This is a genomic window from Pseudoalteromonas sp. SR44-8 (assembly GCF_014163635.1).
Taxonomy (GTDB): domain Bacteria; phylum Pseudomonadota; class Gammaproteobacteria; order Enterobacterales; family Alteromonadaceae; genus Pseudoalteromonas; species Pseudoalteromonas rhizosphaerae.
On record NZ_JACJDS010000030.1, the window covers coordinates 14,268 to 38,482 of the forward strand.

At 38.5% G+C, this 24,215-nt stretch carries 21 protein-coding genes; 6 read left to right on the forward strand and 15 right to left on the reverse strand.

Annotated features, from left to right (window positions below; all coding sequences use genetic code 11):
* Nucleotides 1–155: 155 nt before the first annotated feature.
* Together H5183_RS15090 and H5183_RS15095 are read left to right on the forward strand one after the other, a co-directional pair.
* Nucleotides 156–677, forward strand: a complete 522-nt coding sequence (locus tag H5183_RS15090; protein WP_182732069.1) for a hypothetical protein — start codon at nt 156–158, stop codon at nt 675–677.
* Between the two features lie 60 nt (nt 678–737).
* The gene (locus H5183_RS15095; protein ID WP_182732070.1) at nt 738–3,440 is read left to right on the forward strand and encodes an ATP-binding protein; all 2,703 of its coding nucleotides are present in this window, start codon (nt 738–740) and stop codon (nt 3,438–3,440) included.
* 73 nt (nt 3,441–3,513) lie between these two features.
* On the opposite strand, the gene H5183_RS15100 is transcribed toward H5183_RS15095, so the two are convergent.
* From H5183_RS15100 to H5183_RS15115, 4 genes are all read right to left on the reverse strand, one after another.
* Complete coding sequence (locus H5183_RS15100) at nt 3,514–4,086, reverse strand: tRNA-(ms[2]io[6]A)-hydroxylase (RefSeq protein WP_145233370.1); 573 nt, start codon at nt 4,084–4,086, stop codon at nt 3,514–3,516.
* Between the two features lie 101 nt (nt 4,087–4,187).
* Nucleotides 4,188–4,817, reverse strand: coding sequence for a sulfotransferase family protein (locus H5183_RS15105; protein WP_182732097.1), 630 nt, complete (start codon nt 4,815–4,817; stop codon nt 4,188–4,190).
* A 5-nt stretch (nt 4,818–4,822) separates the two neighbouring features.
* Nucleotides 4,823–5,722, reverse strand: coding sequence for a transporter substrate-binding domain-containing protein (locus H5183_RS15110; protein ID WP_182732071.1), 900 nt, complete (start codon nt 5,720–5,722; stop codon nt 4,823–4,825).
* On the reverse strand, nt 5,723–6,097 hold the full coding sequence (locus tag H5183_RS15115) for an MAPEG family protein (protein ID WP_145233364.1): 375 nt from the start codon (nt 6,095–6,097) through the stop codon (nt 5,723–5,725).
* Nucleotides 6,098–6,575: 478 nt separating this feature from the next.
* On the opposite strand from H5183_RS15115, the gene H5183_RS15120 reads away from it, so the two are divergent.
* Nucleotides 6,576–7,925: a DUF2254 domain-containing protein gene (locus H5183_RS15120; protein WP_182732072.1), complete on the forward strand. Its 1,350-nt coding sequence runs from the start codon at nt 6,576–6,578 to the stop codon at nt 7,923–7,925.
* 8 nt (nt 7,926–7,933) lie between these two features.
* Here H5183_RS15120 and H5183_RS15125 read toward each other — a convergent pair whose 3' ends face one another.
* The 3 genes from H5183_RS15125 to ggt form a co-directional block, all read right to left on the reverse strand.
* Nucleotides 7,934–8,644, reverse strand: coding sequence for an SIMPL domain-containing protein (locus H5183_RS15125; protein ID WP_182732073.1), 711 nt, complete (start codon nt 8,642–8,644; stop codon nt 7,934–7,936).
* Nucleotides 8,645–8,770: 126 nt separating this feature from the next.
* Nucleotides 8,771–10,465 carry an NAD-dependent malic enzyme gene (locus H5183_RS15130; RefSeq protein WP_145233359.1) on the reverse strand — a complete coding sequence of 565 codons (1,695 nt, stop codon included), beginning with the start codon at nt 10,463–10,465 and terminating at the stop codon, nt 8,771–8,773.
* Between the two features lie 161 nt (nt 10,466–10,626).
* Entirely contained in the window at nt 10,627–12,417 is a 1,791-nt protein-coding gene (ggt, locus tag H5183_RS15135; RefSeq protein WP_182732074.1) for a gamma-glutamyltransferase, read from the reverse strand.
* A gap of 88 nt (nt 12,418–12,505) precedes the next feature.
* Here ggt and rrtA point away from each other — a divergent pair, with 88 nt between their 5' ends.
* The gene (rrtA, locus tag H5183_RS15140; RefSeq protein WP_149981163.1) at nt 12,506–13,093 is read left to right on the forward strand and encodes a rhombosortase; all 588 of its coding nucleotides are present in this window, start codon (nt 12,506–12,508) and stop codon (nt 13,091–13,093) included.
* A 27-nt stretch (nt 13,094–13,120) separates the two neighbouring features.
* Here the strand turns inward: rrtA and H5183_RS15145 are convergent, their stop codons facing one another.
* The 7 genes from H5183_RS15145 to H5183_RS15175 all read right to left on the reverse strand — a co-directional run bounded on the left by H5183_RS15145 (nt 13,121) and on the right by H5183_RS15175 (nt 21,478).
* Entirely contained in the window at nt 13,121–15,613 is a 2,493-nt protein-coding gene (locus tag H5183_RS15145) for a prolyl oligopeptidase family serine peptidase (protein WP_182732075.1), read from the reverse strand.
* Between the two features lie 105 nt (nt 15,614–15,718).
* Nucleotides 15,719–16,888 carry an endonuclease/exonuclease/phosphatase family protein gene (locus H5183_RS15150; RefSeq protein ID WP_182732076.1) on the reverse strand — a complete coding sequence of 390 codons (1,170 nt, stop codon included), beginning with the start codon at nt 16,886–16,888 and terminating at the stop codon, nt 15,719–15,721.
* On the reverse strand, nt 16,885–17,820 hold the full coding sequence (locus H5183_RS15155; RefSeq protein WP_182732077.1) for a putative sulfate exporter family transporter: 936 nt from the start codon (nt 17,818–17,820) through the stop codon (nt 16,885–16,887). The genes H5183_RS15150 and H5183_RS15155 overlap by 4 nt, the downstream gene beginning before the upstream one ends.
* A gap of 13 nt (nt 17,821–17,833) precedes the next feature.
* Nucleotides 17,834–18,058, reverse strand: coding sequence for a DUF2798 domain-containing protein (locus H5183_RS15160; RefSeq protein WP_145233348.1), 225 nt, complete (start codon nt 18,056–18,058; stop codon nt 17,834–17,836).
* A gap of 47 nt (nt 18,059–18,105) precedes the next feature.
* Nucleotides 18,106–19,254, reverse strand: a complete 1,149-nt coding sequence (locus H5183_RS15165; RefSeq protein ID WP_145233346.1) for a 5-(carboxyamino)imidazole ribonucleotide synthase — start codon at nt 19,252–19,254, stop codon at nt 18,106–18,108.
* A gap of 1 nt (nt 19,255) precedes the next feature.
* A complete protein-coding gene (purE, locus tag H5183_RS15170; RefSeq protein WP_145233343.1) occupies nt 19,256–19,738 on the reverse strand; it encodes a 5-(carboxyamino)imidazole ribonucleotide mutase in 483 nt (160 codons plus the stop codon).
* 153 nt (nt 19,739–19,891) lie between these two features.
* Nucleotides 19,892–21,478, reverse strand: a complete 1,587-nt coding sequence (locus tag H5183_RS15175) for an ABC-F family ATPase (RefSeq protein ID WP_182732098.1) — start codon at nt 21,476–21,478, stop codon at nt 19,892–19,894.
* Nucleotides 21,479–21,779: 301 nt separating this feature from the next.
* Here H5183_RS15175 and H5183_RS15180 point away from each other — a divergent pair, with 301 nt between their 5' ends.
* Complete coding sequence (locus H5183_RS15180; RefSeq protein ID WP_182732078.1) at nt 21,780–22,988, forward strand: porin; 1,209 nt, start codon at nt 21,780–21,782, stop codon at nt 22,986–22,988.
* Between the two features lie 64 nt (nt 22,989–23,052).
* Here H5183_RS15180 and H5183_RS15185 read toward each other — a convergent pair whose 3' ends face one another.
* Entirely contained in the window at nt 23,053–23,253 is a 201-nt protein-coding gene (locus H5183_RS15185) for a hypothetical protein (protein ID WP_182732079.1), read from the reverse strand.
* A gap of 110 nt (nt 23,254–23,363) precedes the next feature.
* Here H5183_RS15185 and H5183_RS15190 point away from each other — a divergent pair, with 110 nt between their 5' ends.
* Nucleotides 23,364–23,885 (forward strand): TetR/AcrR family transcriptional regulator, encoded by a 522-nt coding sequence (locus H5183_RS15190; protein WP_145233339.1) that lies wholly within the window; start codon nt 23,364–23,366, stop codon nt 23,883–23,885.
* The last annotated feature ends 330 nt before the right edge of the window (nt 23,886–24,215 follow it).

Sequence of the window (24,215 nt, forward strand, 5' to 3'; positions counted from 1 at the left end):
AATTACTTTATAAAAAATTGCCTACAAGACGTGAACTTCTGATGTGCAAAAGTTACAACAATACTGACTCAAAAGCTTTTGACTGTCATGAGTGAGGTATTTGTTGATACTGTTGCAGATGGATCTTTGTCTATGGCGTAAAAAAGGATATTAATATGCTTAAAAATACATTTAAAATTGCAACTTTACTGTGTGCAACATTAACGATTTGTAATGTTGCAGCCCTTGCTCCTCAAGCAGATCGTGCAGTTATTCAATATATGAGTGCAGATATTTTACTACCAGATAATTCATTGCTTAATGTTGATATGAGCTTTGATTGTGGTAGTGACTTTTCTAAAACGGCGATGATTATAACCAGTGATGCAGGTGCGCATTTACTTGCTACTGCATTTGCAAGTATGTACGGCAACGCAGCAGGTGATCAGGTTTTGCATAGTTGGAACACTAAAGTAAATGAAGCTGACCCTCGAAAGCCTACATTTCTAGTTGTAACTCCTCCTGAAAATGCTCATGAAAATTGGTATAAAAGTACTATATCAAAAGGGGTTAAAAAAACGTTAAATTATCAAGCGGAATCATTAACATCTGAACGTTCTGATGATTTAAACGTAGAGTTACCAATTGTAAAGCCATATTGTGGTTCTAGAGATCACAGGCCAACATCGGCACAATAATGGTCACTAGGAAATGTGTAAGCCAATTTGATTGGTAATAATAATAAAATGGACACCATTATGAACAAGTTACTATTTTTAATCTTCTTTATGTTGAGTAGCACTTATTGTTTTGCATTTAACATGCAGCATTTGAATGCCGCTACCCAAGATAATAACAAGAATATTTATTTTTCTTCACATGATGGTGTCTATCGTTTCGATGGTAGTCATTACCTAAACCTTTCGAGTATCTCTATTTTACCTAAGCGTTGGACAAGTGATGTTATCTTTCAATCACCAGGTTATTTGTATATAGCCTATAAAGATAAAGAGGTGTGGCAATTTAATCTAAATACGCTTGAAGCCGTTAAACTTAGTGATATCGCAGCTAGAAAGCTGGCAGTAAATAATACATATTTATTTATGTTAGCTAGAGAGCAATTAACGTTACTTGATCTAGAAACATTTGAAGTTACTGAGCCGCTTGGTAAAAAAGATAAGATGTTTGATGTATCTGCCTCTGCCAACCATGGGTACATTATGGCAAATGACGGTGTCTACGTGATTAATAATAGGAGTGTACGATTAATTGATGACACACATGTTAGTGACGGAGAGCTAGTTGCTACACCTTACGGAGTGATTTATTTTTTAAATGATCATATGACATCATATTCATACTTGAATGACATAAAAATTGTTAATGACGACATTACAAGTGCAAGACATCTGCGCTTTTCACCTCCATATTTTTTGTATTATGTAGACCGTGGCTCTATAAACCAAGCTGAAATAACACAACTATCAGTGTTACAAAAAGGCATAAACTCCCATCCTCAAGCATATAAAGACTTGTTTGTTGATGATGAACAAAATTTATGGGCATTAGATGTTAATAGCTTTGAGGTCGTTTCATCTAAGGTCAGACTCGATCGTCTTTCAATTGCTTCGATTTACAATGTGATCGCAACAGTAAATGGTAAAACCTGGATAGGCTCTGATAACGGGCTTTATATTTACTCTGACGGTCACTATTCTGCTCTTAACAATTTGAATCAGCAAATCTCAAAACTTGGTTTTTCTGTCACTGCATTACAGCAAGAAGGTGACACGCTGTTCGTTACTACTAATTTAGGTGCATATGCTATTAACTTGACTACACAGCTTGTTACTCAGTTCTTTAAAGGTTATGTAATTAACTTAGCAGTTATTAATAAACAGATTTACTTATCAACAAATGATGAGGGAGTTCAAATATTTGATTTAGCCCTTTCGCAACTCGATTCAGGGTATATCAATAAATTTCTATCGCATAAGACTGCTTGGGCAACTAAAAACCTTGGAGGTATACTCTATATTGCTAATGAAAAGGGGTTGATATCTTTTAATCAACGGGGTAATGCCTCGATTGAACTTGAAAAATATGCACCTATCGCAGATATTCAATTGTTAGGTAATACACTTTATGCTGCAACTTACGGCAGCGGTTTATTTAGAAAAATTAACGGTCAGTGGGAATCTATTGTAAGCCCGCTATATATTAATGAGCTACATTCATTGAGCCAAGAGCTCTATTTATCTACTAACCATGGTATTCACAAGTTTAGTATGGATGATGCTTACACTAATCTTTTAGAAGGTACAGGAGATCATTCTTTTACACCAAATGGAATATTAAGTATTAGTGATAAAATTGTTGCGGTTAGCAACCAAGGCGTAATAAGAGTTGAAAGAAAAAAGCAAGAAACTATACCAAATAGTCGTATTAGTTATATAAGAACAAACACTAAAACGTACTTAAATCCAGAAACGTTAAAAGTGAATAACTCTGGCTGGCTTGATATAGCTTTGACTAATTATAGCTACACGCTTAGCGATCACATTAATTATCAATACCGCTTAAATATGAGTGAATGGCATGATATCCCTACCCCATTAATACAATTAAATAAGCTAAACCCTGATAATTACACATTAGAATATAGAAGCAAAGTTAATGGAGGTATGTGGAGTAAGCCACAGTCTTTCAATTTTTTTGTAAGTGGGCCTTGGTATAGCTCAAATAGTGCTTTGTGGTTTTATGCTTTAATACTAATTAGCTTATTTTTAGGTGTTGCTAGCTTTGTATTCTTTTGGTTGCAGAGTTTTCACCGTGTTTTTAAGTCACATCAAAAGCAATTACAGCGTGAAGGGCTAAGTGTTGCTGCTATAAACTTAGCAAACGGCATAGATTTATGTGGCGGAGATCAAATAATGGTATGTAAAGGCCTTGATAAACTTAAAAAAGCACATGAAATTTTAAGCCCTATTGCTAATAGCCATGCAAGCCTTGGGCAGAACGACTTGGCTACAGCGATTGATATGCTACATATTAAATGTTTATCAAGGGATGGTATTGAGTCGGAATTCAATATCACGCTTGGTAATGAAGTTCTTACTAAACAATTACAGTGTGATATTTATGCGGTGTTATACCATGCTGTTGAGAATATATTTAAACATGCAAGTGCAACTAAAATAACAGTTCACTTAAATAAGATCGGTAACAAGTTAATATTGCAGGTACTAGATAACGGTAAAGGCCTATCAATGTTTACCCGCTCTATAAATTTTGGCCTAGGTTATTACGTGATGAATAGTATTGCAAAAGAATATAAACTGCCTATTAAGCGAAGCTCTAGCAGCAAAGGGACTAAGGTAGTAGCCCAATTTCCAGTGATCTTACAACCAAAAAAAATTCAAAAAAGTGAGTTACATACAAGCAAATATCAGCCAAATTAATGGCTGAACATATGGCAGCTGTTGCTGCTCAGCGGTTATACACTTCAACGTGCACTATCAAGCGCTGATCTGATTAATGCAGCGCCGCAGTAAATGGGATGTTTTTACATATTTCGGCTTCCGCTATTAAAATTTCTTCTAATCGCGAATCGACCTCATTTTTATCAAAATATTCATAAGCCAGCTCGACAAATAAGTTTTTATGTTTTTCTTCTGATTTAGCTATTGCCACATAAAAATCTTTTTCTTTGCCGATTGGTAATGCTTGTGCAACTAAAGAGAAACGCTCGTGTCCCCTCGCCTCAATTACGGCACCTACTAATAATCTATCCATTAAAAACTCGTCGCGGCCATTTCTAAAAATCGCGCGAATTTTTTTTACGTACGGATCTTTTTGGTCGTTACCTAAGTTAACATCACGATCAAGCAATAGCTTTAATACTTGTTTAAAGTGGATCATTTCTTCCAGTGCTAAATCGGTCATTGCTTTTACAAGCTTGCGGCGATCTGGATAATGCGACAACATCGACATAGCCATACCGGACGCTTTTTTTTCTGCAGCGGCATGATCTTGTAAAAAGGTGTCAAAGTCTGCCATCACAGCTTCGGTCCATGCAAATGGAGTGTGGTATTTTAATTCGAACATAAATATTTTACCTAAAAACTAATGGCGAGATTTTAACGCAATTGAACTACAAAATCTTGTTACAGCAATAATTTTTAATCACCTTGAGTAGTTACTTCTTATCAAGATGTTGGGTATAGATATTTATCGATTTTACCATTTGCTGTTGATGCAACTTTTAGTGGATGTTTTATTGCATTCCAAGCTGTTACCTTGCCGCCAATATTCATTTTTTCAAACTTTGTCAGTTCAGTTTGTAATTGCAAAAAATCACAAAGCTGATTAAAACTGTTTGGATGGGCTATATCTATTGATAAAAAGTCAGCTGCTCGCTTAGCAAAATAGTTATGTGCAGCACTTTTGTGTTGCTCATAGCATTGTTGTAAATAGGCATCATTGTGTAACTCATTAATAGAAAAACTACCAAAGGTATGCAGATAACAACGCTTAATATGTGGGTTAAAACCCCCATCCTCTCGCATTAAGTTGGTGTGCATTCTCAGTAATAATTGGCGAATTGAAGGCAGCCACTTTTCTGCTTCCCGCTCTAAATAGATAAATTTAGCACCTGGATAAAGTGAATCTAAATATTCGTAATCATTAAAAATTGGTGTGTCAGCAATCACTTGCGCTTGGTTAAAACATTGCTTGGTATAGGCTGTATGGGCACAACTAAAACCAAGTTGTAAAAATGCATGGCATACACTGGTTGTGCCCGTACGAGGTAGGCCAATTATAAAGATTTTAGTTATTGGATTCATAATGACTTGTGGAACTGAATGCTTTTTTCTGGAGTAAACCATAATGCACTGTTGTTAATAGGAGTTAAGTGAGGAAGATGTGTATTTTCTAATTTTATAATCATTTTTTCTTGTAATTTTGCGCTTGCAATAATTTCAGCGAAGTGGCGATTAAATAATTTATCAAACTCACCATTTTGATGTGCTTTTTCTAGACCAATTTTAATTGCATTATGTAAATCATCGCGCTGCGAGTTAACAAAAAAGTAGATCGCTGCTGGATAATTAAAAACGACATTAGGCACCGTAGTAATGTGATCGCTTGCATCAAGCTGCTTTAATTCCCAATCAACTTCTAAAATTGAGCGAGGAAATGCATCCCCACGTCCTTTAACAAGCATATTAAATAAGGAGTCATAACTTGTTGATGTTGAAACTTGAAAACCGTTATCGCTCAGAATTACCGTGTCTGGCCAGTCATGTCCTTGAATAAAATAAAGCTTTTTAAGTTCAGATGGCATTTTTACGGCTGTAAATAATGAAAGTTTGTCTTCAGTAGTAAGTAGTAAACGCCAACCATATAAACCTTTATAAATTGGAATTCTAATAGGCTTAAACAACTGCTCTCTTTCTATACTTGTCATTGACCATACTACATTAACCAGCTCACCGTGTTCTAGCTCTTTTAAAGAACGGCTTTGTACCATTTTTATCGATGATTGTAAGGTATACGCTTGGCCACTATATTTTAGTGCAAGTTTGAGTAACTCTAGCGGATACCAATTATCTAGTACGTATTCACGCTCTGGCTTAGGATAAATAACATTCAGTGTTTGACGCGGATCATTATGATCAACAGCTGCACTAACAGGGTTTACTATCAATGATGTAGAAAGTGCAAGCCATGTACAAAACATTTAGAAAAAACGACCGAGCAGTAACGCAATTGCACTTAACGCGAGGGTTGCAAAGGTTGATAGCATGCCTATAACTCTAAGTTTTAAGGTATTATCATTAATCGCAATGCTGTGGCATACGCGACCAAATACTAATAAAGTCCCTAAAAGATGGCAATAATGACTGCTTAAACCTTGGTACTCTGCTAAAAAAATAAGGATCAGCGCGAAAGGTACGTATTCAATAAAATTACCATGAGCTCGCGTTGCTCTTAGTAGTTGTTGGTTATCGTTAGTACCTAATGATATTTGATTTGCTTTTCGCACTTTTACAACATTTATACTTAAATAAATATACATAAAAGCTAATATGGCTGCGTAGAAAGATATGATCACAATAAACCTAATTTTTATCTAATAGTTTATAAGAACTTGTGTATTGCCAAGTCCCCCTAATAATTCGTATTACTATACAACTATTGTTATTTAAATAACAAATGATAATCAACCTCAGAAAACAACATCACTTATTTTAACCTTTGTATGGTCTTGCTACTGAGATTAATAGAATGACCTTATAAAATGCCCTCTCAATGACGTCTATTATTTAGACGATTTCGTCGCATATCAAGCAATAAGCTAATATTGTAGTCAAGACGCTCAATGCGGTCCGTAAAATTAAAGTTACAACATCTTGCTGCTTGCTATTAGGAGTCCATATACTAAGTAAGTTTTAAGCCTCCAGCTAATAAAACATGCATATATTGGAAACGTTATTATTAATAATTAGACGTAAAACAAAGTTTGTTGTTAAGCTTACTGCATAAATTAGCTGTTGTTGGTACAACAACTAAGTCATCTTAGGGTTTCATATATGTTCACTCCGCGAAAAATTGCCGATAATTACCGAGAATTAGTCAGTAGTATCGGTTTCTATCCATCGTTATTATCAGTGATATTTTTATTGTTTGCTGTACTTGTAACAACTACAGAGTATACGTCTTTTGTTATGGAGCTTAAATCGCTGCTTGAGGTACTATTGGTTGATAGCGAAGAAAATGCACGAACGATTCTAAGTACATTAACGGGTAGTATTATTTCGCTAACTGTTTTTAGTTTTTCTATGGTTATGGTGGTACTTAATAGTGCCAGCGCAAGTCTATCACCAAGAGTATTACCGGGGCTTATAACGCGTAAATCACATCAACTTGTTTTGGGCTTTTATCTCGGCAGTATTATTTTTTCAATCGTTATGCTGATCAACATCCGGACTATGGATAATGGTGAAATAGGAATTCCTTCATTGGGCATACTTTTTTCACTTGTTTTTGGCCTGATATCGTTAGGCTTTTTTGTATTTTTCATCCATTCAATTTCAAGGGCTATTCAAGTCGATAACGTATTAAACGACTTATATAAGAATACTAAAAATGAATTGAAATCGATTATTCGCATGCAAAAAGATAACCCTATCGATGTATTTCCTAACTTTGACGATTGGTCTAGTATTTCAAGTAAAACTGAAGGTTACTTTAAAGGCGTGAATAGCGATAAACTATGTGCCCTTTGCCAACAACATGATATAAAAATTTATGTTGTAGTTAAGCAGGGTTTTTTTACTGTTGAAGGCTATCCGTTTTTAAAATGTAATCATGATTTATCTGATAACGAGCAACTCCTTGAAGATTTACTTAATTGCTTTATTTTTTATATCGAAGAATATGTAAGTGACAATTATCGATTTGGAATGACACAGATCTCAGAGATTGCAGTGAAAGCGATGAGCCCGGGTATTAACGATCCAGGTACTGCGGTAAAGGCGATCGATATGCTCAGTATTTTACTCATTGATCGATTAAGCATTTATAACGTTAATTACTCTTTAAAACATAGTGATGATAAACAGCCACTGTTATATTTCCATGAAACATCATTTGATGAATTATTGCATGATAACTTCACGCCAATCCGCAACTATGCAAAAAGTGATGGTTATGTGATGAATAATGTACTCGAAGCGTTCAAAAACATTTTGTTCAGAACCCACCAGAACAGTAAAGCAGCGCAGAGTCTATTTACTTATTTAGATGCTATTATCGATGATGTAAATGAGAATATTAGTAATCAGTATGATCGCGACCAAATAATTAATATGCTTAATGCTATCGCGAGAATCTCCCCTGAAATGGGAGATAAATTGGTGGCGAAATTTCGCCACCAATGAGTTGGCTGTTAATTTTTAATTAGATAAATAGCGTAACTGTCTGCCGAAATTGTGATTTCGCCGGCATGATAGGCATCAGGGACGAAACTGCCAGAATTACTGTCTGACAACATGGTTTTTTCAGCACGCATATAAGGTTGAGCTGATACGTTCATAGGGGCATTTGAAGCACTATACAAACCTTTGAGTTCTACGTCATAATCAGCAGCAAATTCTTTTGCCGCTGATTTAGCATCTGCAATTGCCATTTTTTGCACTTTCTTTTGCAATGACTCAAAACGACTCGATGTGAACTCAGTTTGGTTTATTTCATTAATGCCTGCGTTCACTAAACTTTGCAGCAGTAATGGATATTTTGTTACATCCGTCAGTGTGAGTGAAAGTGTGCGACTAACCCGGTAACCAATAAAGTCTTGCTTACCTGTTTCACGGTTGTATTGATTTTCTCGGTTAATTGAGATTTGTGAACCATAAATACTTTTTTCATCAATCCCCTGCTGCTTTGCTAATTTAATCGCTTTAGCCATAGTTTGATCAGCTTTTTGTTTAGCGCTCATCAAGTCCTTATCAACTTCAACAATTGCAACGCCTAACTTTACATTATCGGCAATAGTGGAGATTTGCGCTTGGCCTTGAATGTAAATGTGTGGGGCATCTGGTGTACTGGCTGCAAATACATTGAAACTTAGAGTCGCGGCTAACAATGGTAAATAACGCATACATATCCTTAATAGTTTTAATAACGTTATTAGATACCGTACGCGGTTAATTTAAAATGAACAAGCATAAAAAAACAGGCCGAAGCCTGTTTCTAGATAATTTACTAGTTAATCAGCAGTGATCACTTAGATACTACAACGTTTGTAATTACGGTATTTTGGTAACCAGTAATTTCTGTCAATTGCCGCCCATAACATATCATCGCTGATCTCAAGTGCAGCCCCCTCTTCGATGGCTTTTTTAGCCACACCAAAAGCAATGCGTTTACTCAGTGTTTCAATTTCTGTTAGTGCAGGTAATAAACTCCCTTTACCGGTATTAGCTCGAGGTGATGATTCTGCCAATATTTCACTCGACACCATGAGCATTGCATCAGTAATACGGGTGGCCTTCGCCGCAATGACACCTAAACCAATACCAGGGAAAATATAGCTGTTATTACACTGTGGAATTACAAATGTTTCACCGTCATAAACAACCGGTGCAAAAGGACTGCCAGTTGCAACAATCGCTTTGCCTTGTGTCCAATTGATCACATCTTCCGGCAGTGCTTCAACTTGCTTAGATGGATTACTTAACGGGAAAATAACGGGCTGTTCGCATCCATTATGCATGGCGCGAATAACTTGCTCAGTAAATAAACCAGGTTGCCCTGATACACCAATGAGAATATCAGGAGCTGTGCAGTGCATCACATCTAGCAATGACGCGTATTCACCGCTGTATGTCCAATCAGCTAATTTATCTGTAGGTTGGGCAAGTGCTTGCTGGAAGTCGCGCAGCCCTTCCATGCCTTGTGTTAACAAACCAAAACGATCAACCATGAAAACTTGGCTGCGGGCTTGCTCGTCAGAAATACCTTCCGACACCATTTGTGTAATGATTTGCTCGGCAATACCACAGCCTGCGGAGCCTGCACCTACGAACACTACCTTTTGTTCTGATAACTGTGCACTCTTCACACGACATGCAGCAAGTAACGAACCAACTGTAACCGCCGCTGTGCCTTGAATATCATCATTAAAACTACAAATTTCATCACGGTAGCGTTTTAATAAAGGCATTGCATTAGGTTGTGCAAAGTCTTCAAATTGTAATAATACATTTGGCCAACGACGCTTAACGGCTTTAATAAATAGATCTAAAAATTCATCGTATTCATCTTGTGCAATACGTTTATGGCGAGCGCCCATATACATAGGATCGTTTAATAACTTTTCGTTATTCGTTCCTACATCAAGCATAACCGGTAGCGTATAAGCTGGGCTTATGCCACCACAGGCGGTATAAAGTGATAGCTTACCAATTGGAATGCCCATGCCACCAATACCTTGGTCGCCTAAACCAAGAATACGTTCACCATCGGTAACAACGATAACCTTTACTTTGCCTTTGGTCGCATTACGTAAAATATCATCGATTTGATAACGGTCTTCATAAGAGATAAATAAACCGCGCGCGCTGCGATAAATATCTGAGAATTTTTCACAGGCATCACCCACGGTTGGGGTGTAGATAATAGGCAACATTTCTTCAAGATGGTCACGCACTAAACGATAGTAAAGTGTTTCGTTGTTATCTTGGATGGCGCGTAAATAAATGTGTTTATTTAGGTTGTCTTTAAAACTTGAATATTGTTGATAACAACGTTCAACCTGCTCTTCAATCGTTTCATAGCGAGGAGGCAGTAATCCCGCAAGGTTGAAACTTTCACGCTCTTTTTGAGTAAATGCACTGCCTTTATTTAAGAGTGGCGTTTCGATCAGACCTGGGCCTGAGTGATGAATATAAAGATAATTTGGGTCAGTATTTGTAGTCATAAGTCCAAGCTTAACGAAGTCTTTAAGTTACGATCTGTCATTATTACTGTTGAATATTAAAAAGCAATGATATTCAATCTTGTCAGACCATTAGGAGAAAATAAGACGTGTGCGCTTAACACACACGTAAAAGTAGATTGTACATTAAATCACGATGTCAATTAAGGCTTATTCACTGGCATTTCGTGCTCTTTAAGAACAATACTTTGCTCACTTAAAGCGATCCCTTCGCGGCGAGGATCTGCGGCACCAAATAAAGTGCCATTGACGACTTCAACCGCATGCAAGCCAGAGTTTAAATCGACGACTTTTACTGTATGACCCCGTTTTTGTAAATCAGGAATAATCGCCTCTATAGCGGTGCCTTTTTCAACACTTGTATAATTATTACGATTAGTAATTCTTGGTAAGTCAATGGCTTGTTGAGCAGTTAGTTGCCAATCTAATACGCCAATAACTACTTGCGCGACATAGTCGATAATTCGGCTACCGCCAGGTGAGCCGACCACTAAGCGTAAACTGCCATCGTTATTAAACACCATCACCGGTGACATTGAGCTGCGCGGGCGTTTACCTGCTTCAACGCGGTTGGCTAATAATTTGCCGTTTTTGCGCGGCGACAAGGCAAAGTCGGTTAATTGGTTGTTTAATATATAACCGTTCACCATAACCGTTGAACCAAACGCCATTTCTATTGAGCTGGTCATTGATACCGCGTTCCCTTCACTGTCAACAATAGATACATGAGTAGTAGATGGCAATTCATACGCATCATCTTGTGCGTAACTCAGTAATGGACGAGGTTGCCCTGCATAGGCTTTTTCGTCTCGCTCACTTATTAATTTTGTCCGTTGCTCGATATAGCGTTTATCGAGTAGCTCATTAGTAGGAATATCTGCAAAATCGGGGTCGCCCATATACACATTACGATCCGCAAAAGCGAGTCGCGATGCTTGGCTAAAATAATGCAGGGCTTGTGCAGAATTAGCTTTAAATTGACCCATGTTCTTATCTTCAAGCAAAGCGAGAATTTGTAACACCGCGACTCCGCCACTGCTCGGTGGTGCCATGGAACATACTTTATAACTGTGGTAAGGGGTGCAAACTGCGTCACGTTGTTTACTTTTATAATTAGCTAAATCGGTTAATGCTAAAGTACCTGGTGCCACAATAGAATGAGTGACTGCAGCAACCATTTGCTTAGCGTTATCGCCTTTATAAAAAGCATCAATGCCTTTACTGGCGATTTTTTTGTAAACTTCAGCAAGTGGTTGGTTCGTTTTAACAGTGCCAACAGCAAGCGGTTTACCATCTGGAAAAAAATAATCACGGATCACTGGAAGTGTTGTCACCCCAGGGTTTATTTGTTTGGCTAACAAAGCATGTAAACGCGGTGATACTACAAATCCTTGTTCAGCAAGTTCTATGGCCGGTTTAAACAGTTCCGCCCATGCAAGTTTGCCATATTGTTGATGCGCTTTAGCAAAGGCATGCAATAAACCAGGTACACCCACTGAACGGCCGCCAACCACTGCTTCAATCCAAGGTGCCGCGTTACCTTTTTCATCTAAAAACAATGTTTCGTCAGCATTACTTGGCGCTGTTTCGCGGCCATCAAAGCTGGTTAGCTTATTATGACCTTTGTCAAAATGCAGCATAAAAGTCCCACCACCAATTCCTGATGATTGCGGCTCGACCAAGGTCAAGACTAATTGCGTTGCAATGGCAGCATCGACTGCACTGCCGCCCTTAGCGAGTATGGTTTGTCCTGCTTTAGCAGCATAGGGGTTTGCCGCAGCAACCATATACTGCTGACCAGTTACATGTTGCTTAAGTTGATGGCCTGTAGCGGCTTCTGGCTCGCGTACTTCTCGTGGTGTTTGAGTGGCTAAAACAGGTAAAGTGAGAAGAGTTAAACTAAAGACGACGCTGGTTTTAAAAGGTAAAAACATAAAAAGACCTTAATTGCATTGAGATGTTTGGCATCTTAAAGTTAAACGGGCACAATATGCAAAATTTTGCTGTAAAAATAAGAATAAAATGGTCAATTTACCACTTCAACCCCGATATATTTTACCCCCGCTGTGTTTAATGGCATTAAGCGCCCTATTTGCAGCGTTTAATTTAAATGATGTTTTAGAGTTTAATCGCCAGCTCATTGACCAAGGCCAAGTTTGGCGTTTGATCACGAGCCAATATGTGCATGCTAACTGGGCGCACTTAGCATTAAATTGTGCCGGTATCGTACTGATATGGGCGTTACATGCTGAGCATACAAAACCGACGCAATATGCATTGCACACCTTATTTTTGGCTGCTTGGTGCGGTATTGGGGTTTACTTTTTTTGTCCTGACATTCACATTTACACCGGATTGAGTGCACTACTGCATGGTGTAATTGTGTGGGGGGCAATCAAAGATATTGAAGTTGGCATGAAAAGCGGCGGTTTATTGTTTATCGGTATTTGGCTTAAAATTGCTTATGAACAATTTCATGGCCCCAGTGCTGAAGTGAGTAAATTAATTGCCTCTCGGGTTGCTGTTGATGCTCACTTAATAGGTGCAATTGGCGGAATAGTACTCGCAACGCCATTGCTGATAAATTATATAAAAAAACGCCAAGCATAAGCTTGGCGTTGTCTAAAAATTTAGTGCTTATAAACTTTCTTTAAATAGTTTATGAATACGACGGTATTCATCTAACCAACTAGAAGGCTGTACAAAACCATGTGGTTCGACTGGAAATATAGCCGTTTCAAAGTTTTCTTTTTCAAGCTCAATTAAACGCTGTACTAAGCGTACTGAGTCTTGGAAAAACACATTATTATCAACCATAGGGGCGTTGATCAATAAGCGGTTTTTAAGTCCCTGCGCATAATATATAGGCGAACTTTTTTCATACGCAATTGGATCAACATCTGGGTGATTTAAAATGTTTGATGTGTATGGACCATTATAGTGTGCCCAATCGGTAACTGGACGAAGCGCAGCCCCGGCTTGAAATAAATCAGGCTGAGTAAATAACGCCATAAAGGTCATAAAGCCACCATAAGAGCCGCCATATGTACCCACAGCACCGGTATCAACATTGGCATTTTCAGCCATCCATTTAACACCATCGGCTAAATCTTCAATTTCTGGGGTACCCATTTGACGGTAAATCGCCGTACGCCAATCACGTCCATAACCTTTTGATGCGCGATAATCCATGTCCATCACTACATAACCTTCAGAGGCTAGTAATGAATGAAACATAAATTCGCGGAAGTAACCTGACCAACCCATGTGTGAGTTTTGTAGATAACCTGCACCATGGTTAAAAATGATCGCTTTGCGGTTTTTGCCGCTCTCACCTTCTACATAGTCTGCTGGGTAATATACTTTAGCGTATACCGGTTGTTCAGTATGACTTGACGGTACCGCAACAATTTTAGGCGCAATTAATTGTTTTGCTAAAAATTCACTCGATACTGTATGAGTTAGCTGCGTTGCAGTTGTATTCGCTTTTGCATCAGCAACATATAACTCTGGTGGAGCCATGATTTTGGAATGTGTTAACAATAATTTGCTTTGATCAGGGCTTAATTTATAGTCGGTCATACCGTCTAAGTTGGTTACTTGCTCTGATTTTGCCGTTTGTGGATCAACGCGGTAGATTTCATATAGACCAGGATGCTCAACATTGGCTTTGTAATAAATTGCACTGTCGTCATCTGTTAGTGTGAGGTTCGATACGACAAACTGACCTTTGGTAAGTTGTGTTGCTTTACCATTGAGTGGTTTTTTATATAGGTGGCTATAGCCAGTTTCTTCAGATAAATAATACAAGGTATCTGAATTATTTAACCAGCCAAAATCGTTATAAGCATAGTTAACCCATGCATCATCGTGTAAACGGTGTTGTGAAACAAGTTTGGAATTTTCAGCATCAACAGTAGCTAACCAACGGTCTTTGTTATCCCATGCTTCAAGCATAATCGCGACTTGCGTGCCGGCTTTGTTCCAGACGATAGCACTTTGATCCCATCCCCAATCCATCATTAGGTTGATAGCACGAAGTTCTTTTTTAGATTCATATGTTTTGCCGTCACGGGCATAGTTTTCTTTTTTAACTGCCGCTAATACATCTTCATCAAAACCAGGTAAGGTATCAAATGCGAGTGCTGTTTGCGTTTGCTCAGTTAAATCTATGTAGATAACTTGCGAGGTTTGTGGTTTTTCATCAGCAACACGACGACGTACTTTTTCAGCTTTTACCCGTGCATCATCAGCAATATAGTTTGGCATGATGTCGGCTTCATCTCGCCAAGGTTTGGCCTCAGTGACAACAGCAATTAATGCTTTACCATTTGGTGATAACTGCACATCGGCTAACTCATTGCCTTTACCTAAGTAAAACTGAGCATCGGCAATTGAACTATTTTGCTGGTTGAGTTGCTCTTTGCGCGCTTGTTTATCTTTTTTATTTTTATGAGTCAGCGCAATGTAATCAATCAGTTTATGCTGTTCTTTAGCGATGTAAGTTTCAGGCTCTGTAACTCCTTTTGGTGCATCGCTCAAATGAAGATTTACAAGCTCAGCTTGCAGTCCCGTTGCCAAATCTACTTTATAAAAAGTGTTTCCTTGACGATAAGCTAAATTACCATCAGTTAAAAATTGTGGTTTAGATTGTTTAGCACTGTCGTGAGTAATTTGTGTAATTGCACCTGTATTGATGTTCTTTACAAATATATTACCTTCAAATACATAGGCTTGCTGTGTACGATCCGCTGAATAAACAGCATCATCAGCCCCTAATGTATGCAACTTATTTAACGCTACTTGGCTTGCAGCTTGGCTATCAACAACTTGTGTAAATAAGTCTCGAAGCTCATTACCTTGTTGTTTTTGCGCATAGACAACTGTTTTTGAATCAGCAGCCCAAAACGCACGCTCTGCTTGGCGGCCTAACCAATCAGGATGAGCCATTGCTTGCTCAAGTGTGATCGCGCTGCTGCCTGTATCAGCAGGCGTTACAACAACGCTGGCAACAGTTGATTGTGGTTGCTCTTTAGGGGTAGATGCGGTTGATTGACAACCGGACAACATAACGCTGGATGCTACGGCAAGTGCAATTAAGGTTTTTTGAGTAGAAGATTTAAAAATCATAGGGCTTCTGTAAGGTTATTGTAATTCCCCCAATTTAAGCAGAAGCGCCTATGTAATAGCAATTATTTCAGACAAACAGCCAAACTTTGCTGTTTAATAACCAAGTTACTTTATAGAAATATCTAACCACACCATGCGATGATCTGACGATGCATTACGATCTTTAATTAACCGGTATAACTCGCTACTTTTAGTTGGCCAAAATACCCCACCGTCATGGACTTCAATGCCATAAGTTGAAGGCAAAACATAATCTGCACGAGCTTGCCAGTAAGCTGTGTAAGCCGCAGCATATTTTTCACTGTAAGTGGTTTTAGCGCCCTTACTAGTTGGTGTAAATTGACTATTTATTAATGAGTTTTTTAAAAGTTGATCCGTTGTATCTGGGCGTTTTTTATCTCCTTCAGGAGCCGCATTTAAATCTCCGACTATAACAAATCGTGATTTTTCAGCTAACCCGCCTTTGACACCATGATCGTCATAGAGGTAATCTGCGCTGGCGATATAATCTTTAATCAAACGTACTTCATCATGATTACGTAAGCCGTTTCTATCTTCAGCACCATCAAATACAGGAGGCGTTGGGTGCGATGCAATAACGTGCAGCGTTTTACCTTTTACAGTAACAGGAATATCCCAAAACGATTTTGAGCTGAGCCTCAAAGCTTGCCACTCTTCGTTGTTATACCAATTTTCACCTGTAGTTGGATCAATTGGGATTTTAGCATTTGGCATATCTTTGTATTTAAAGGTTTGTAAGGTACGAATTTTATCAAAATCAATTGGGTAGCGAGATAAGACGGCCATACCATAATGGCCTTCAAAAAAGCCAAAACCAAATGCATCCCCTTTAATACCAGTTGCTTGGCCGTCATTATCTAGATCAAATGGCGTTTTCAAACCTGTGTTTACTGGGCCAACATAGCTGTACGGATAATCTATAGCGGGCTGTTTATTTTGGCTTTTAGCAAGGTAGTGCGTTTTAAAATAATCAATGCCTTGCGCTTTGCTGACATAATCAAATTCATTTAATAATAAAATGTCAGGGCGAATGCGTTGAATGATCTCGGCAATATTTTTGATTTGTGGATGATTTGTTTGTAACGCATTTACCAGGCCATTAGGATCAACGTCCTTATCATTTTCAGCATAATTTGTTGCATCCATGCTCACATTAAACGTGGCTACACGTAAAGATGATGCGGCCAATGCTGAGTTAGAAAAACCACTGATTAATAGGCACGCTAATGTGGCGATAGAAAACTGCTTCTTCATACGATATATCCATCTAAAATTAATAACAAAATGACACTACTTACGACTATCCATAAAATAATTGCCATTATAAAGGGCTTTAGTCCTGCTTGTTTTAATACAGCCAGTGATAAGCCACTGCCAATTAAGAATAAAGTCATTACCAATAGTTGTTTTGCTACGGTGTTGATCAGCTGCCAGAGATCCGTAAATTGAGGCAAATACGTATTGATCAATGCAGCAGCTAAAAAACCAACAATAAATAAAGGAATGCTGGCCTTTTCTTCTGAGCGCCAAAAGACACCTGCAATCGTAGTGTAGGGAATGATCCACATCGCACGTGTGAGCTTAACTGTTGTAGCAATACTTAGTGCCACAGCTCCATAAGCTGCTGAGGCCCCTACTACACTGCTGGTATCATGAATAGCTAACGCTGCCCATAAACCAAATTGGTGTTGGCTTAAACTAAAGTAATGACCAATGGTTGGAAATAGTAGCAAACCGACACCGTTTAATAAAAACACTACACCAAGTGCAACCGCTACTTCGTGATCTTTAGCTTTAATTACAGGCGCCATCGCTGCAATCGCACTGCCTCCACAAATGGCCGTACCGAATGATATTAATACACCTGTGTTACGATTTAATTTAAAGACTTGCGTTAAAATTTCACCAAGACCAATGATCGCTGTAATACTGACTATGGTCAGTACCAGTGAACTGCGACCAACTTCAATCACCTGATTAAAATCAACAGCAAAACCTAAGCCAACCACCGCGGCTTTGAGCATCCATTTACTCGCCTTTTGGGATAGCTCTGCAAATGGATTACCGAGCAAAAAAGCAAACATCGCGCCACAAATTAGGGCACTACCACCACCAATCCAAGGGGTGATACACAGGCCAAAAAAAAGCAAGTATAGAGGCTTTTTAATCCGATCAGACACAGACAAAATAATCCCTTCGTTACGAGCGCACAATCTTTGTAGTGAGCTTATGCACAACTGGCGCTACAAGAATTACGGTAGGAAATGCGACACAAAATGCAAAAGCCCACGCCGCTAGCCAAATAGAAACTATGTTATCAATTAAACCAACATTAAAAATTGAAATTACCAATGACATAAAACCAGACATAAATAATGCCATGAAAAAAGCGAATACCACGGTTCTGTATTTAGCGCTAATCATAAAACCATTCCTCAAGTAAAAAGCCGAGATAAACTCGGCTTTTTTAGTTAATTTAAAATCAACGCGGTGCTGGCCGCTAATACGCCGGGATAATCTTCCTCCGGAAGATACTCCGACAATTGTGCTAAGCGTTCACCTAACTCATGAAGGTTCGCAGCAGATACATTAATATGGCCCATTTTACGACCAGGCTTTGCTGTTTTACCATACCAATGACTCGTAACCTCAGCAATGCTTAGTACTTGCTGAGGAATCGCGGCTTGTCCGAGCACATTCACCATTGCCGTAACACGCTGCAATTGTGTGCTACCTAATGGCAGCCCAGAGACTGCACGCATATGATTTTCAAATTGACTGCAATGCGCGCCTTGTTGGGTCCAATGACCAGAATTATGAACCCGAGGAGCAATTTCATTGACCAATAACTGCCCTGCCACATCGAAAAACTCAATCGCCAATACACCAACGTAATCAAGCTCATTAGCCAATTTATTAAATGCATCTTCAGCTTGTTGTTGAATCACAGTTTTTTCTTTACCGGCGATAGATAAGGTTAAAACACCATTGGTATGCTGGTTTTCAGTAAGTGGATAAATAGCGGTATTACCACTTTTATCGCGAACACCAATGATTGATACTTCACGATCAAATGGGATCATTTGTTCGGCAATAATAGTGTGTGGCGCGGATTCAGTACCGGAGGCAATAAAATCAGCCATTTGTGACCATATCTGCTCAATTTGATCATCTGATTTTAAACGCCACTGGCCTTTCCCATCGTAACCGGCTTGACAGGTTTTGATAACTAATGGCTTACCCAAGCTAGCAACGGCTTGTTCTAAATGGGCTTTTTCAGTGATCAACTGATATGGTGCGCACTTAACCGCGGTTTTACTTAGTAATGCTTTTTCTAGGGCGCGATCGCCACCCGTTTTAATCGCGGCTTTACCCGGATAAAACTTCTTGCTTGCACAGCATAGCGTTAGCACATCATCAGGAATATGCTCAAACTCAGCGGTGATCGCATGAGCGTCTACAATTGCTTGCTCTAACGTTGTAGTATAGATTTGCCCAGTTAATGGGTGAACAATTTTTTTACTACCAACATCATACGCAACCACATTTAAATTCAATGGCGCACCAGCTAAACACATCATACGTGCTAATTGGCCGGCTCCTAAAATTAAAATAGTCATATTACTCTGCTGGATTTGGGTTAGCTAAAATAGTTTCGGTTTGTTCTTTACGGAACGCTTCAACTTTGGCAAATATCTCCGGTTGCTGACAACCTAAAATCTGTGCAGCTAATAATCCTGCATTTGCAGCACCAGCTTCACCAATTGCTAATGTACCTACTGCAACACCTTTTGGCATTTGGCAAATCGACAGCAATGAATCAATGCCATTTAACGTTTTAGACTTAACCGGCACACCTAATACTGGTAACGATGTGAAAGCAGCGGCCATACCTGGTAAATGCGCTGCACCACCGGCACCGGCAATAATTACTTTAATACCACGTTCTGCTGCTGAACTTGCGTAATCAGCGAGTAGTTGAGGAGTACGATGAGCCGATACAACTTTAGTTTCGTAAGCGATGCCAAATTTATCCAGCATGATCGCCGCATGTTCCATAGTTGGCCAATCTGACTTGGAACCCATAATAATGCCAACAGTCATAAATACTCCTCAGTAATGGTTTTAATACCTATAGCGGACTTATGTCCGCATTAAAGGCGGTCATTATACACGTATTAATTGTTAAATTGCGAATATCGAGTAACAAAAAAGCCATGACTAGCATGGCTTTTTGATCAGTATGTAAATTGAGCTTTAGCCTTCTTTACTGGCTAAATATTCAGAGTAAGTACCTCTGAAATCAATTATTTTGCCGTCTTTGATTTCCCAAATACGGGTTGCAACTGAGGATACAAATTGACGGTCGTGAGATACAAACATCAACGTACCTTCATATGCTTCTAGCGCAAGGTTTAATGCTTCTATTGACTCCATATCCATGTGGTTCGTTGGCTCATCCATTAATAGGATATTTGGTTTATGCATCATAATCTTACCAAATAACATGCGGCCTTGCTCACCACCAGATATTACTTTTACAGACTTTTTAATATCATTTTGTGAGAACAACATACGGCCTAAGAAACTGCGAACAACTTGTTCATCATCGCCTTCTTGCTGCCATTGCTCCATCCAATGGAATAAGTTCATATCGGTGGCAAATTCATCAGCATGATCTTGCGCATAATAACCGATATTATGGTTTTCAGACCATTTAAACTCGCCTTGCTTCGGTGCCAAACGACCTGCTAAAGTATTTAACAGTGTTGTTTTACCAACCCCATTTTCACCGATGATAGCGATACGCTCGCCTACTTCAACTAAGCCTTCAAGGCCAGTGAACAGCATATCGTCAAAACCTTGGCCTAAGTTTGTTAATTCAAGGGCATTACGGAATAACTGTTTTTCTTGCTCAAAACGAATGAACGGTGTTTGACGTGACGATGCTTTAACTTCATCTAATTGAATCTTGTCAATTCGCTTGGCACGAGATGTTGCTTGCTTTGCTTTAGATGCATTAGCTGAAAAGCGCGAAACAAACTGTTGTAGCTCGGCAATTTGATTTTTCTTCTTGGCATTTTCACTTAATAAGCGTTCACGAGCTTGCGTTGCTGCAAACATATATTCGTCATAGTTACCTGGGTAAATACGCAATTCACCATAGTCAATATCAGCCATATGCGTACATACAGAGTTTAAGAAATGACGGTCATGGGAAATGATGATCATTGTGCAATCACGTTGATTCAGTACATCTTCAAGCCACTTGATAGTATAAATATCCAAGTTATTAGTTGGCTCATCGAGTAGCATGATATCTGGATCTGAAAATAACACTTGCGCAAGAAGCACTCGCAGTTTAAAACCAGGAGCAATCTCTGACATCGGACCGTAATGCTGATCAGTTGCAATACCTACGCCCATTAGTAGCTCGCCGGCTTTAGATTCTGCAGAATAGCCATCCATTTCAGCAAACTCAGTTTCAAGATCGGCAACCTTCATGCCATCCTCTTCACTCATTTCAGGCAAGCTATAGATACGATCACGCTCTTGTTTAATCGCCCACAGCTCTTTGTGGCCCATTATCACAGTGTCAATAACTGAATATTCTTCGTAAGCGAACTGGTCTTGGTTTAGTTTAGCAACACGTTCATTTGGATCAGTACTTACATTACCAGCTGACGGTTCCAATTCCCCACTTAAGATTTTCATAAATGTTGATTTACCACAGCCATTTGCGCCAATTAAACCATAACGGTTACCTTCGCCAAATTTAGCTGAAATATTCTCAAATAACGGTTTAGCACCAAATTGCATGGTGATGTTAGCTGTACTGATGATAGCGCTACCCTCCAACGGGGAAAATCAAAGAAATAAAATTGGCTGGAGTGTAAACCAAATAGGCTTATTTTTCCATGAATTATTAGCTTCGTGGGCTATAGCTGCTGTCCATCGAAATAAGCTAATTTAGGTCAATTTATTATGCTAGTATTGTGTAGCTGCACACAAAAAGAACATAAATTAACAATTCAAATTTCCTCTATCATTTTTTAATGATATTTTTTCACTTTAGCCATTAATTTAGCTTTGTTAGTCTGCGCGACCAAAGGACAATGATAGATAGCACACAAGGCAATATCAAATGAATAGAAAATTAATTGGGGTCATTATCGCAAGCGCTTTGATGGCACCGAGCGTAAACGCTGTTGAAGTTTATGATGACGGAAAAAACAATTTAACCATCGGTGGTTTTATTGACGCCAGAATAATCCACACACAAGGGCAAACTGAAATAGTTAATGGTGCATCACGGATTAGCTTTGATTTTAGCCGCAAACTAAAAGATCAGTGGTCAGCTTTAGCCTTATTAGAATGGGGTGTAAACCCTGTTGGCAGTAGCGATATCATCTATAACAACCGCTTTGAATCTATTCAAGATGAATTTTTATATAACCGACTTGGTTATATAGGTATAGCGCATGAAAAATATGGCCAAGTGACAATAGGTAAACAATGGGGGGCTTGGTACGACGTAGTTTATAGTACTAACTATAGCCTAGTTTGGGATGGTAATGCAGCCGGTGTTTACACCTACAACAAAGACGATGGTGCAATTAATGGCACCGGGCGCGGTGATAAGTTATTGCAGTATCGTAATACGTTTGGTGATTTTAGTATTGCAACTCAAGTGCAATTTAAAAATAATGATTTTTATACCTGCGATATTGAAGCCATTTCAGAAGCTGCTTGCCAGACATTGTGGGAAAGTGGCAGTGATCTTGCTCAACAAGTAGAATTTAATTCAACCTATGGGGCAGCCGTTACCTATTCTGTAAGCGACGACTTAAAACTTACTGCCGGGTTTAACCGCGGAGAACTGACCGTAAATTACGCAGCAGGACGTATTCAGTCTGTTAATGATTTTATTTATGGCGCAGGTGTTACTTGGGGTAATTTCAACAATGATGGCCTTTATTTTGCCGCAAATATCAACAAAAATGAAAATCATGATACCGATAACTTAGGCCGTCTGATCAAAGACGCGATTGGGGTAGAGTCATTATTATCTTATAAGTTTGATAATGACATTCGTACCTTCATTGCATATAACCTCTATGATGCTGGAACAGATTACGTGATCCAACCAAATTTTAACGCCGATCCTAATGACAACTTTAAACGTCAATTTACAGTACTTGGATTTCACTATCTATTCGACGAAGATACGATTTTTTACATTGAAGCACGTAAAGACTTTAGTGATTTTTCAAGTGCCGATAAAGAGCAAGAATATCAAATGGGTCTATCAGAAGATGATGGCATTGCATTTGGTTTTCATTACACATTATAACTAGAACACTTACAGGCTGATTATTTAATCAGCCTGTTTTGCTAATATTAACCACCCGCTGCGATCACACTTTTTTTGCTTTACCTTTAGTTGCAAACGCTTTTGTCAAAGCTAAATAGCCTTCCTTAGGTCCTAAAATTATCCATAACATTAAAATTCCCCCTGGTAATAAAATAGCTTTAAGTAATGGTCCTAGCATGTAAGAATAAAAAATAATAAATGGGATAAATAGTCCGTAACCAATAACTTGTTTGATAAAGTTCATATAAGTTCCTTGTTTAAATGAGCGCGCTCATAAATATAATTGAGCGCAGTCACTTTTTCAAGTGGCTTCATCTTTACTATCACAAGTTAAATATAATCAATTGATATACAATGAATAAAAAAACGCAAACCTATAATAAAATTCTTACCTCGGCTTGGCTGTTATTCTTAGAGCAAGGTTATGCTCATACATCTACACGAGAAATCGCAAAAGCGGCTAATGTGGCCGTTGGTACAGTGTTTAGTCATTTCGAAAATAAAATCGACTTACTAAAAGCAGGAATGCAGCAACAAATAGATACGATCATTCATCAGGCTAGTTTAACTGATCGCCAACATGCACCAAGGCTTAAGTTACGTCACTATGCCCTACCGTTATTTGAATTTTATTGTAATAACATTGAATTTAGTAAAATATTGATAAGCGATATGATTTGGCAAGCCGATTTTTTTGAACAGCAAATGAGTGAGTTTAAAAAACGGCTGTTCGATGAACAGCAAGAGTTTGACGATATAAAAGCAAATGTGATGTTAGATTGTTATTTTATGACCATTATTTCAGGGTTAAATGAACCTGCGCCAGAACCTGAAAAAATGCTACGCCAACTCACCAGCAAAATATCTATTCTTTAGCGACAACTTATTTCATGGTGTGTTTCACTTTGGGCATTAAATTTAAGCTTTTAACTTAAAGTAATAGCGATTTTCTATGGTTAAGTGCAAACTCTGTAACTTATCTATTGATAAATTAAACGTCGTTAGTGTGTAAATAAAACTCACCTTCTGAACCCCTACTAATTCGCTGCAATTACCGACTGTTTACTGATATTTTTTGATTTAAGACGTTGTCGTTGTATCAATGAAGATCCCTCCATAGCCAAATAAGCATAACTCTTGTGATACGTTTAATCGAATTACTAACTTTGATTTATCAAGCTCATGATTCTTCTTGATAGCTTTTAG

Bases quoted from the DNA above. Each gene is read 5' to 3' on its own strand.
- H5183_RS15090 (WP_182732069.1), top strand. From the start codon at position 156: ATGCTTAAAAATACATTTAAAATTGCAACTTTACTGTGTGCAACATTA.
- H5183_RS15095 (WP_182732070.1), top strand. From the start codon at position 738: ATGAACAAGTTACTATTTTTAATCTTCTTTATGTTGAGTAGCACTTAT.
- H5183_RS15100 (WP_145233370.1), bottom strand. From the start codon at position 4,086: ATGTTCGAATTAAAATACCACACTCCATTTGCATGGACCGAAGCTGTG.
- H5183_RS15110 (WP_182732071.1), bottom strand. From the start codon at position 5,722: ATGTTTTGTACATGGCTTGCACTTTCTACATCATTGATAGTAAACCCT.
- H5183_RS15120 (WP_182732072.1), top strand. From the start codon at position 6,576: ATGTTCACTCCGCGAAAAATTGCCGATAATTACCGAGAATTAGTCAGT.
- H5183_RS15125 (WP_182732073.1), bottom strand. From the start codon at position 8,644: ATGCGTTATTTACCATTGTTAGCCGCGACTCTAAGTTTCAATGTATTT.
- H5183_RS15130 (WP_145233359.1), bottom strand. From the start codon at position 10,465: ATGACTACAAATACTGACCCAAATTATCTTTATATTCATCACTCAGGC.
- ggt (WP_182732074.1), bottom strand. From the start codon at position 12,417: ATGTTTTTACCTTTTAAAACCAGCGTCGTCTTTAGTTTAACTCTTCTC.
- rrtA (WP_149981163.1), top strand. From the start codon at position 12,506: ATGGTCAATTTACCACTTCAACCCCGATATATTTTACCCCCGCTGTGT.
- H5183_RS15145 (WP_182732075.1), bottom strand. From the start codon at position 15,613: ATGATTTTTAAATCTTCTACTCAAAAAACCTTAATTGCACTTGCCGTA.
- H5183_RS15150 (WP_182732076.1), bottom strand. From the start codon at position 16,888: ATGAAGAAGCAGTTTTCTATCGCCACATTAGCGTGCCTATTAATCAGT.
- H5183_RS15160 (WP_145233348.1), bottom strand. From the start codon at position 18,058: ATGATTAGCGCTAAATACAGAACCGTGGTATTCGCTTTTTTCATGGCA.
- H5183_RS15165 (WP_145233346.1), bottom strand. From the start codon at position 19,254: ATGACTATTTTAATTTTAGGAGCCGGCCAATTAGCACGTATGATGTGT.
- purE (WP_145233343.1), bottom strand. From the start codon at position 19,738: ATGACTGTTGGCATTATTATGGGTTCCAAGTCAGATTGGCCAACTATG.
- H5183_RS15180 (WP_182732078.1), top strand. From the start codon at position 21,780: ATGAATAGAAAATTAATTGGGGTCATTATCGCAAGCGCTTTGATGGCA.
- H5183_RS15185 (WP_182732079.1), bottom strand. From the start codon at position 23,253: ATGAACTTTATCAAACAAGTTATTGGTTACGGACTATTTATCCCATTT.
- H5183_RS15190 (WP_145233339.1), top strand. From the start codon at position 23,364: ATGAATAAAAAAACGCAAACCTATAATAAAATTCTTACCTCGGCTTGG.